The organism is Kitasatospora sp. NPDC059803, from assembly GCF_042732255.1.
Classification (GTDB): domain Bacteria; phylum Actinomycetota; class Actinomycetes; order Streptomycetales; family Streptomycetaceae; genus Kitasatospora.
Window position 1 is genome coordinate 8,987 of the sequence record NZ_JBHWIJ010000151.1, and the last position, 10,147, is coordinate 19,133.

9 protein-coding genes are annotated in these 10,147 nt (G+C 72.3%); 7 read left to right on the forward strand and 2 right to left on the reverse strand.

Translation table 11 applies throughout. The features are described from left to right. Nucleotides 1-568 precede the first annotated feature (568 nt). The 6 genes from ACFV6I_RS23060 (at nt 569) to ACFV6I_RS23085 (ending at nt 5,420) form a co-directional block, all read left to right on the forward strand. Nucleotides 569-772, forward strand: a complete 204-nt coding sequence (locus ACFV6I_RS23060; protein WP_030289665.1) for a cold-shock protein — start codon at nt 569-571, stop codon at nt 770-772. A gap of 346 nt (nt 773-1,118) precedes the next feature. Beyond that, on the forward strand, nt 1,119-2,741 hold the full coding sequence (groL, locus tag ACFV6I_RS23065) for a chaperonin GroEL (RefSeq protein WP_063348228.1): 1,623 nt from the start codon (nt 1,119-1,121) through the stop codon (nt 2,739-2,741). Nucleotides 2,742-2,836: 95 nt separating this feature from the next. Next, nucleotides 2,837-3,193, forward strand: a complete 357-nt coding sequence (locus tag ACFV6I_RS23070) for a hypothetical protein (RefSeq protein WP_063348227.1) — start codon at nt 2,837-2,839, stop codon at nt 3,191-3,193. A 110-nt stretch (nt 3,194-3,303) separates the two neighbouring features. Beyond that, a complete protein-coding gene (locus ACFV6I_RS23075) occupies nt 3,304-3,687 on the forward strand; it encodes a PadR family transcriptional regulator (protein ID WP_079135692.1) in 384 nt (127 codons plus the stop codon). Further along, nucleotides 3,684-4,676, forward strand: a complete 993-nt coding sequence (locus ACFV6I_RS23080) for a hypothetical protein (RefSeq protein WP_159398459.1) — start codon at nt 3,684-3,686, stop codon at nt 4,674-4,676. The genes ACFV6I_RS23075 and ACFV6I_RS23080 overlap by 4 nt, the downstream gene beginning before the upstream one ends. A gap of 57 nt (nt 4,677-4,733) precedes the next feature. Beyond that, a complete protein-coding gene (locus ACFV6I_RS23085; RefSeq protein WP_380427356.1) occupies nt 4,734-5,420 on the forward strand; it encodes a copper homeostasis protein CutC in 687 nt (228 codons plus the stop codon). Between the two features lie 58 nt (nt 5,421-5,478). Here the strand turns inward: ACFV6I_RS23085 and ACFV6I_RS23090 are convergent, their stop codons facing one another. Continuing rightward, nucleotides 5,479-7,530: a HelD family protein gene (locus ACFV6I_RS23090; protein WP_380427358.1), complete on the reverse strand. Its 2,052-nt coding sequence runs from the start codon at nt 7,528-7,530 to the stop codon at nt 5,479-5,481. 341 nt (nt 7,531-7,871) lie between these two features. Further along, entirely contained in the window at nt 7,872-9,509 is a 1,638-nt protein-coding gene (locus ACFV6I_RS23095) for a DNA repair helicase XPB (protein ID WP_063348223.1), read from the reverse strand. A 213-nt stretch (nt 9,510-9,722) separates the two neighbouring features. Here ACFV6I_RS23095 and ACFV6I_RS23100 point away from each other — a divergent pair, with 213 nt between their 5' ends. Further along, nucleotides 9,723-9,974, forward strand: coding sequence for a hypothetical protein (locus ACFV6I_RS23100; RefSeq protein ID WP_063348222.1), 252 nt, complete (start codon nt 9,723-9,725; stop codon nt 9,972-9,974). The last annotated feature ends 173 nt before the right edge of the window (nt 9,975-10,147 follow it).

A 10,147-nucleotide genomic window follows, 5' to 3' on the forward strand; every position in this document is an offset into this window, starting at 1 on the left:
CTCCGCGCCCCCCCCCCGCCGCCTTCCGCCCCCCCGGCGGCGCGCGCCACCTCATTGCGTACCCCGCCCCCCCCGCCCCCCCGGCCGCATTTCGGCGGGAATATGGCGGGGTCAAGTCGGAGTAGAGTGTGGCTCGGTTGGGAACAGGGCTTCCCCTCATCCTCACCCGCGAATCGCCGGACGGTCGTCCGGCCGCTGAGACCGGTCGGATGCCTGGGCCGTGAAACATGTCAGGCAGATGTCAGAATTCCCGCGGGGATTTGTAGTAATCCGTCCGCTATGTCCGGCGTGAAATGCCGAATTCCTCCCGCTTTCGCCCGTCCTGCCCCTTGGCGCGGTGCCGGAATTCCCCGCAGCTGACCCTGTTGCAGAGGGCGTCGATCCGGATACATTCAGCCGCGGTCGACGTAATCACCCGCTCACAGGGCGCCGTCAGGCACCCCCGGCGGAGGACTGCGGCGTGCACGGCTGCGCCCAGGGGGGGTTCCCCGGGCCGGCCTTCAAACCAGACCCGGGCCCGCGACCTGCGGGCGCGTGAAGGGCCAGCACAGCACTAGGGGAGTTCGGAATGGCTCAGGGCACCGTCAAGTGGTTCAACGCGGAGAAGGGCTACGGCTTCATCGCGGTCGACGGTGGTGCGGACGTCTTCGTCCACTACAGCGCGATCCAGATGGACGGCTACCGCACCCTCGAGGAGGGCCAGCGGGTCGAGTTCGAGATCTCCCAGGGACAGAAGGGCCCGCAGGCGGACATGGTCCGCGCCGCGGTGTGACCCCCTTCCGACCCCAGGAGCTCGGCGCGGCCCACGGCTGGTGACCACTCGCTTCTCGACGGGCCCGTACGACACACGTCGTGCGGGCCCGTCGGCGTTCCCCGGCGGGGAGTTGCGCGGGTCGGCGGGAGCGCCCCGGACGGCTCGCGGGATCGCGATTGGGCTTGCACTCGACCACCCGGAGTGCTAATCATTGGCGTTAGCACTCACAGCGTGAGAGTGACAGCGGACCGGGTCGGTGAGGCCCCCGGGAGCGGTAGGGGAAAGGACCCCCGCACACCAGGGCCGTCCGTCGCGGGCACCCCTTGGTCCGAGCAGTCGACCGTGTCCCGGAGGACCACTTCTGATGGCCAAGATCATCGCCTTTGATGAGGAAGCTCGCCGCGGCCTTGAGCGTGGCATGAACCAGCTCGCCGACGCAGTGAAGGTCACGCTCGGCCCCAAGGGTCGCAACGTCGTGCTGGAGAAGAAGTGGGGCGCCCCCACGATCACCAACGACGGTGTCTCCATCGCCAAGGAGATCGAGCTCGAGGACCCCTACGAGAAGATCGGCGCGGAGCTCGTCAAGGAGGTCGCCAAGAAGACCGACGACGTCGCGGGTGACGGCACCACCACCGCCACCGTGCTCGCCCAGGCCCTGGTTCGCGAGGGTCTGCGCAACGTCGCCGCCGGCGCCAACCCGATGGCCCTGAAGCGCGGCATCGAGAAGGCCGTCGCCGCCGTCTCCGACCAGCTGCTGGCCCAGGCCAAGGACGTGGAGACCAAGGAGCAGATCGCCTCCACCGCCTCCATCTCGGCCGCCGACACCCAGATCGGCGAGCTCATCGCCGAGGCCATGGACAAGGTCGGCAAGGAAGGCGTCATCACCGTCGAGGAGAGCAACACCTTCGGTCTGGAGCTTGAGCTCACCGAGGGCATGCGCTTCGACAAGGGCTACATCTCCGCCTACTTCGCGACCGACCTGGAGCGCATGGAGGCGACGTTCGAGGACCCGTACATCCTCATCGCCAACTCCAAGATCGGCTCGGTCAAGGACCTGCTGCCGCTGCTGGAGAAGGTCATGCAGAGCGGCAAGCCGCTCGTCATCATCGCCGAGGACGTCGAGGGCGAGGCCCTGTCGACCCTGGTCGTGAACAAGATCCGCGGCACCTTCAAGTCCGTCGCCGTCAAGGCCCCGGGCTTCGGCGACCGCCGCAAGGCCATGCTCGGCGACATCGCCATCCTCACCGGTGGCACCGTGATCTCCGAGGAGGTCGGCCTCAAGCTGGAGAACGCCGGCATCGACCTGCTGGGCACCGCCCGCAAGGTGGTCATCACCAAGGACGAGACCACCATCGTCGACGGTGGCGGTGACAGCGAGCAGGTCGCCGGCCGCGTGAACCAGATCCGCGCCGAGATCGAGAACAGCGACTCGGACTACGACCGCGAGAAGCTCCAGGAGCGCCTCGCCAAGCTGGCCGGCGGCGTGGCCGTCATCAAGGCCGGCGCGGCCACCGAGGTGGAGCTCAAGGAGCGCAAGCACCGCATCGAGGACGCCGTCCGCAACGCGAAGGCCGCCGTCGAGGAGGGCATCGTCGCCGGTGGTGGCGTCGCGCTGCTGCAGGCCTCGGTCGCCTTCGACAAGCTGGAGCTGGAGGGCGACGAGGCCACCGGTGCCAACATCGTCAAGGTCGCGCTGGAGGCCCCGATCAAGCAGATCGCGACCAACGCCGGCCTGGAGGGTGGCGTCGTGGTGGAGAAGGTGCGCAACCTTCCCGCCGGTCACGGCCTGAACGCGGCCACCAACACCTACGTCGACCTGATCGCCGAGGGCATCATCGACCCGGCCAAGGTGACCCGCTCCGCGCTGCAGAACGCCGCCTCCATCGCGGCGCTGTTCCTCACCACCGAGGCCGTCATCGCCGACAAGCCGGAGAAGGCCGCTGCGGCCGCCGGCGGCGGCATGCCGGGCGGTGACATGGACTTCTGATCCTGATCGCACCGATCGGATCAGTTGGTTCCTGATCGTGTGGGCGGTCCCCTTCGGGGGGCCGCCCACACGGCGTTCTACCGGAGAATGGACAGATGGCTTCCGACGACATCGAGACCGCGCTGCACAACGCGCGGGCGCTGATCCTGGCCGACCTCACCGCGCGGGACGTGGCGGACGCCGCCGTCGTCTCCCTGGTGGAGCAGGCCGTGACGCACCGCCGCTGGTGGCTGGAGCAGTGGCCGGACGGCACCGAGTACGTGCTCGGGCTGGTCGCCCAGGACGTCCAGGACGCGCTGCTGGAGGCGTACGGGCGCTGGCCGCTGTGCACCGCCTGCGCAGCCGACGGGGACCCGCACGCGCTCGGCGTGGAGCCGGAGCTGGGGCCGGAGCCGCACTGGGTGTGCGGCAAGCAGGGTGCGGTGGTCGCGCCGGTGGGGGAGCTCTCCTAGCCAGCTCCTGGCCCGCTCCTGGTCCGCTCCCAGCCGACTCGTGGTCCGCGTGGTGGACCGGGCGGCGGGAGTACTGGACCTATAGGTAGGTTGACGATATATGTAGTCGTATGACTGAACGCTCGATGCAGGAGCCGACGCTGCTGCTGCTCACCGCCCTGGCGGACGCCCCGAGACACGGCTACGCCCTCATCCAGGAGATCGCCGCGATCTCCGAGGGCCGGGTCAAGATGCGCACCGGCACCCTGTACGGCGCCCTCGACCGGCTGCTCCAGCAGGGGCTGATCGAGGTCGCCGCGGAGGAGGTCGTGGACGGGAGGGCGCGGCGCAGCTACGCGCTGACCAGCGTCGGCCGGGAGGCGCTGGCCTCCGAGGCGGAGCGGCTGCGGGCCGTCGCCACCGAGGCGGAGCGCCGTCTCGCGAACGTCCTGTCGGCGCTGCAGGGAAAGCCGGAGCCGGAGGGGAAGTCGATGATGAGGGGGTTCTTCGCATGACCACACCCATGACCACGCCGACGATGGGGGCGCCTTCGACCGCGCTGCGGGCGGCGCTGCAGTTCTACCCGCCGCGCTACCGCCGGGAGCGCGGCGAGGAACTGGCCGCGGTGTTCGCCGACACCACGGCGGAGGCCGGCCGCTCGGCCGTCGCCCGCGAGGCGTTCGACCTGGCCGCGTACGGGCTGCGGGTGCGGCTCGGGCTGACCGGCTCCTCGCTGGCCGGGCGGGTGCTCGCGCTGGCCGCGCCGATGGTCGCCGGGGCGCTGGCCGGTGCGGCCCTGGTGCCGTGGGTGAGCGATGCGGAGCGGGCCGCCCATCGGCTGACCTGGGACGACTCGTACCTCACGTACGCCCTGACCATCGCGCCGCCGGTGATCGCGCTGCTGCTCGCGGTGGCCGTCGTGACGGGGCGCTGGACGGCGGTGCGGGTCATCTCGCTGGTCCAGGCCGTCTCCGCGCTGTTCGTGCTGGCGAAGGCCGTCGTGCTGCCGCCGGAGTTCGACCTCTGGGGGGTGGGGGACAGCAGCGTGGCCACCATGCCGTTCGTGCTGGGGGCGCTGCTACTGGCCGCGGCGCCGACGGAGTTGCTCCCCAGGGCCTCCTGGCGTTCCGGCGGGCTGGCGCTGGCCTCGGTCCTCGGGGGTGGGCTGCTGGTGGCGCTCCAGCACTGGGGCGACTCGACCTTCCCGCTGGACATGCAGTGGTTCGCGGTGCTGCTGATCGGGCCGCTGCTGCTGACCTTCACCGCGCTGCGCGGCCGGGTGCTGCCGGCGGCCGTCGGGGTCGCGGTGCTGTCGCTGACGATGTTCGCGGGCCTGTTCAACATCTGGCGCGAGGGCCGCGGGTTCTGGCACGTGCTGCCGATGGCGGCGCCGGTGCTGCTGCTCCTGGTGGCGGCCGCGGTGGCGGTGCGCCGGATCGGGACCGGCGACGGGCTCGGCGGACGGTTCGGCGGGGGCTCCGGGAAGGGGCGCAGCCTGGCGTGACCCGGGGGCTGGGGCGAAGTGCTCGCCGGGCCCGGCCGGATGTGGCAACCTACTGATATGTCTAGACCAATTTTCGAAGTCATCGCGCTGACGCCCCAGGACGCCCAGGCTGCCGAGTCGGGCGGCGCCGACCGGCTCGAACTGGTCACCGACATGGCCGCGGACGGGCTCACCCCGTCCGTCGAGGACTTCGCCCGGATCCGGGCCGCCGTCGACATCCCGCTGCGCGTCATGCTCCGGATCCAGGACGGCTTCGCGCCCGGCGGCCTGGACGAACTGGCCGCCCGGGCCGCCGCGTTGCGGGCCGAGGGCGCCGAGGAGTTCGTCTTCGGCTTCCTCCACGCCGACGGCGCCGTCGACCTGGCCGCCACCGCCGCCGTCGCCGATGCGGTGGCCGGCTGCCGCTGGACCTTCCACCGGGCGATCGACCACAGCGCCGACCGGGCCGCCCTGCGGGCCGCCGTCGGCGCGCTGCCCGGGCTGGACACCTTCCTCACCTCGGGCGCGCCTGCCGGCGTCGACGCCGGGCACGAGGTGCTGCTGGCGGACCTGGCCCGCGCGGGCGAGCCCGGGTACGGGCAGCGGATCCTGATCGGCGGCGGCCTGCGGGCCGAACACCTGAAGGGGCTGCGGGCCGAGGGCTTCGACGGCTTCCACGTCGGCGGCGCGGTGCGGGTCGACGGCTGGCGGACGCCGGTGGACGCGGCCAAGGTCGCCGAGTGGCGGGCCTTGATCGACGCCTGAGCGCGCGCGGCGGGCGGGGGGCCGGTCCCGGTGGGGCCGGCCCCCGCTGCCCGGTTCCTCAGTGCAGCTGCGCGGGCAGCGGCTCGCCGTGCAGCACCGTCAGGCCGGAGACGGCACGGGTGAGCGCCACGTACAGCCGCCGCAGGCCGGTCCGCTCGTCCGGCTCGCCCGCGACCACCGCGGCCGGCTCGTCCAGCACCACGTAGTCGTACTCCAGGCCCTTGGCCAGCGAGGCCGGGACGAGCGTCAGCCGGGCCTCGGCGCTGGTCTCGGCGCCGGGGGACAGGTACGGCAGGCCGGCCGCGGTCAGCGCCTCGGCGAGCGCCGGGATCCGGGCGTCGGCGGCGATCAGCCCGGTCGAGCCCTCGTGCTCCAGCGCCTCGCGGCAGGCCGCCAGGACGGCGGGCACGGCCTCCCCGTCCGGGAGGCGGCGGATCGTCAGCGAGCCGGGGGCGTCGCGCACGGAGGTCGCCGGGGCCAGGCCCGGGGCGATCGCCGGGAGCAGCCGGGAGGCGTACGCGATGACCTCCTCCGGTACCCGGAAACCCTTGGTCAGCTCCTCGACGTGGGCGTCCGGCTTGCCCAGGTGGCGCAGCGCGTCCGGCCAGCTCGCCGTCGCCCACGGGGTGGTGCCCTGGGCGAGGTCGCCGAGGACGGTCGCCGAGCCCGTCGTGCAGCGGCGGCCGACCGCGCGGTACTGCATCGGGGAGAGGTCCTGCGCCTCGTCCAGCACCACGTGCCCGAGCGAGGGGGTGCGCTGCACCAGGTCCGTCGCCTCGTCGACCAGGACGGCGTCGGCCTGCGTCCAGCGGGCCGTCTTCACCGAGCGGCCCGGCTTGGGCCACAGCACCGCCTGCTGCTCCTCCGGGGTCAGCACGCCCTCCGCGCAGGCGGCCAGGAACTCCGGGTCGGAGAGCAGCCGCAGCACCAGCTTCGCCGGATCGACCGCCGGCCAGCACTCCTTGGCCACCGCCTTGACCGCGGCGTTGCGGGCCACCGCGTCCTGCACCCGGTCGTCGGGGGCCTCGCCGGACTGTTCCATCTTCAGCAGCACGGTGTGCGCGATCCGCTGCGGCAGGGCGTCCCTGGCGGCGCCGTAGCGCACCTCGCGGCCCTTCAGCTCCTCGATGATCTCGGCGAGCTCGTGCACCTGGACGCGCCAGCGGCGGGAGCCGCGGACCACCACGCAGGGCTCGGTGGGCAGCGCGATGCCCGCGCGCACCGCCCGGCGCAGCACCTCGGCCATCCGGGCGTCGCCCTTCAGCCGGGCCGCCTGCGGGTCGTCCTCGCCGCGCACCTCGACGTGCCCGACCAGCTGCTGCACGGTCGCCTGGGCGACGTCCAGCTCGCCCAGGGCCGGGAGCACCTGCTCGATGTAGGAGAGGAAGGCGTTGTTCGGCCCGATCACCAGCGTGCCCGTCCGGGCGAGGCGCTCACGGTGCGCGTACAGCAGGTACGCGACGCGGTGCAGGCCCACGGCCGTCTTCCCGGTGCCGGGGGCGCCCTGGACGCAGATGGTGCCCGTCACGTCGGAGCGGACGATCTCGTCCTGCTCGGGCTGGATGGTGGCGACGATGTCGCGCATCGGGCCGACGCGGGGCTTCTCGATCTCGGCGGCGAGCAGGGCGGAGGCGGTGTCCGCCTCCGCCGGGTCGCTCAGGTGCTCGTCCTCGTAGGCGGTGAGCTCGCCGGCGGTGTAGCCGAAGCGGCGGCGGCGTTCGACGTCCAGCGGTTCGGTGCGGGTGGCCCGGTAGAACGGCTGGGAGACCGGCGCGCGCCAGTCGATCACCATCGGGTCGCCGTCGGCGTCGTGGACGTGCCGGCGCCCGATGTAGAAGTTCTCGCCGCCTCCTCCTTCGCTCAGCTCCTCGCTGATCGCGTGCAGGTAGTCCAGGCGGCCGAAGAACAGCGGGGTGTGCGAGAGGTCGGCGAGGGCGGCGATCCGGGCCTCGATCTGGTTCTGGAGGACGGCGGCGGACACCCAGGTGCCGGTCACGTCGCGCAGGTCCAGCGACTGGACGTCCTCGCGCATCGCTCGCAGCGCGGACCGGGACGCGGCCAGGTGGTCGCGTTCGCGCTGGAGGGGGTCGGTGGTGGGGGTGGCGGGCACAGCGAACCTTCCCGGCTGCGCCGGAACCGGGCGCAGCGGATCGATGGAGCTCACGGTGGGTACGGCCGACCGGTTGCCGTGCGGTCGGCGCCTCCCCCGGCTGCCTGCGCGACTTCAGCAGGTACCACGGTTCGGGAGGGGGCAGACGGACGATCCTAGACCCGTGCGGCCCGGGGTTCCAGCCCCGCAGGTCCCGGGCCCGCAGGTCCCGGGCCCGCAGGTCCCGGCCCCCGTACGACCCGGAGGACGCGCACCGCGGCGGCACCGCCCCGGGCACCGCCGCGCGCGTGGTCCTCCTCGGGCGCGACGGTGTCCGGGGCCGGGGTGCCCTACCGCACGCCCTACAGCACGTCGTCCGCGTCGATGATGCGGTACGCGTAGCCCTGCTCAGCCAGGAAGCGCTGCCGGTGGGCGGCGAAGTCCTGGTCCACGGTGTCCCGGGCGACCACCGAGTAGAAGTGTGCCGAGTGGCCGTCCGCCTTCGGGCGCAGGACGCGGCCCAGGCGCTGGGCCTCCTCCTGGCGGGAGCCGAACGTCCCGGAGACCTGGATGGCCACGGTGGCCTCGGGCAGGTCGATCGAGAAGTTCGCGACCTTGGAGACCACCAGGACGCCGATCTCCTTGTTGCGGAACGCCTCGAACAGCTTCTCGCGCTGGGCGTTGCTGGTCTCGCCCTTGATCACGGGCGCGTCCAGCACCTCGCCGAGCTCGTCCAGCTGGTCGATGTACTGGCCGATGACCAGCGTCTGGTCCTTCTCGTGCTTCTTCACCAGCGCCTCCACCACTCGCCGCTTGGTCGCCGTGGTGGCGCAGAAGCGGTAGCGCTCCTCGGGCTCGGCGGTGGCGTAGGCCAGGCGCTCCGAGTCGGTCAGGGTGACCCGCACCTCGCAGCAGTCGGCGGGCGCGATGTAGCCCTGCGCCTCGATCTCCTTCCACGGCGCGTCGAAGCGCTTGGGCCCGATCAGGCTGAACACGTCGCCCTCGCGGCCGTCCTCGCGCACCAGCGTCGCGGTCAGGCCCAGGCGGCGGCGGGCCTGGAGGTCGGCGGTGAACTTGAACACCGGCGCCGGCAGCAGGTGCACCTCGTCGTAGACCACCAGGCCCCAGTTGCGGGCGTCGAACAGCTCCAGGTGCGCGTAGGCGCCCTTCCGCTTGGTGGTCATCACCTGGTAGGTGGCGATGGTGACCGGGCGGATCTCCTTGCGCGTCCCGCTGTACTCGCCGATCTCCTCCTCGGTGAGCGAGGTGCGCTTGACCAGCTCGTGCTTCCACTGGCGGGCCGAGACGGTGTTGGTGACCAGGATCAGCGTCGTCGACTTGGCGTGCGCCATCGCGGCCGCGCCGACCAGCGTCTTGCCGGCGCCGCAGGGCAGCACCACGACGCCCGAGCCGCCGTGCCAGAAGCCCTCGACGGCCTGTGCCTGGTACGGGCGCAGCCGCCAGCCGTCCTCGTCCAGCTCGATCGGGTGCGCCTCGCCGTCCACGTACCCGGCGAAGTCCTCGGCTGGCCAGCCGAGCTTGAGCAGCACCTGCTTGATCTGGCCGCGCTCGGAGGGGTGCACCACCACCGTGTCCGGGTCGACCCGGGCGCCGACCAGCGGGGCGATCTTCTTGGAGCGCAGCACCTCCTCCAGCACCGGCCGGTCGGTGGTGGCGAGCACCAGCCCGTGCGTCGGGTGCTTGAGCAGCTGGAGCCGCCCGTAGCGGCCCATGGTGTCCGCCACGTCCACCAGCAGTGCGTGCGGCACCGGGTAGCGCGAGTACGTCACCAGGGCGTCGACCACCTGCTCGGCGTCGTGCCCCGCCGCCCGCGCGTTCCACAGCCCGAGCGGCGTCACCCGGTACGTGTGCACGTGCTCGGGGGCGCGCTCCAACTCGGCGAACGGCGCGATGACGCGGCGGCACTCGGCGGCCTTGGGGTGATCGATCTCCAGGAGAAGAGTTTTGTCGCTCTGGACGATGAGCGGTCCGTCGTTCACGCGGGGAAGCCCTCCACTGGCTGACAGGCTGGATTGACGCAGACCCTCCAGTGTCGCGCATTGCGCGGCGAACGTGAGCGGGCCCCTTCCAAACGTGATCGGGCTTCTTCCATTCGTACGGGTGACCGCGCCCGCGACCGCGACCGCGCCGGTACCCGCGCCCCGGGCGACGGCTCCGGGTGACCACGGTGCGCATCGCTCGTTGAGCCGGGCATGAAGAAGTCGAAGCGCGTTCTCACCGCTCTCGCCCTGATGGGTACGGCCTTCGCGGCCACCGCCTCGTCCGTCGGCTCCGCGCACGCCCTCGCGGGGATCGGGGAGGGGCCCGGCGGGCTGCTCGCCGCGCCCGGATTCCTGATCGCCGACCAGGTCGGCGGAGGCTCGCTGCCGGTCGGGCAGGGGGAGATCGGCAGCCTGGCGGACAAGGCCGTCAAGGAGAAGATGAAGGAGTCGCAGGGGCACTGAGCCCGGCCCTGCCGCCGGGGTTACTCGTCGAGTTCCGCGACGCCGGTGATGCGGTGCAGGGCGAAGGTGCGGAGCTCGTCGGCGTGGTGGGGGGGGGGGGGGCGCGGAGGACGCCACGCCCTCACTCAGCTCGCTGTGACTATTTCGGGGTCGTGGAGACGCCCGAGTGTTGG

Bases quoted from the DNA above. Each gene is read 5' to 3' on its own strand.
- ACFV6I_RS23060 (WP_030289665.1), top strand. From the start codon at position 569: ATGGCTCAGGGCACCGTCAAGTGGTTCAACGCGGAGAAGGGCTACGGC.
- groL (WP_063348228.1), top strand. From the start codon at position 1,119: ATGGCCAAGATCATCGCCTTTGATGAGGAAGCTCGCCGCGGCCTTGAG.
- ACFV6I_RS23070 (WP_063348227.1), top strand. From the start codon at position 2,837: ATGGCTTCCGACGACATCGAGACCGCGCTGCACAACGCGCGGGCGCTG.
- ACFV6I_RS23075 (WP_079135692.1), top strand. From the start codon at position 3,304: ATGACTGAACGCTCGATGCAGGAGCCGACGCTGCTGCTGCTCACCGCC.
- ACFV6I_RS23080 (WP_159398459.1), top strand. From the start codon at position 3,684: ATGACCACACCCATGACCACGCCGACGATGGGGGCGCCTTCGACCGCG.
- ACFV6I_RS23085 (WP_380427356.1), top strand. From the start codon at position 4,734: ATGTCTAGACCAATTTTCGAAGTCATCGCGCTGACGCCCCAGGACGCC.
- ACFV6I_RS23100 (WP_063348222.1), top strand. From the start codon at position 9,723: ATGAAGAAGTCGAAGCGCGTTCTCACCGCTCTCGCCCTGATGGGTACG.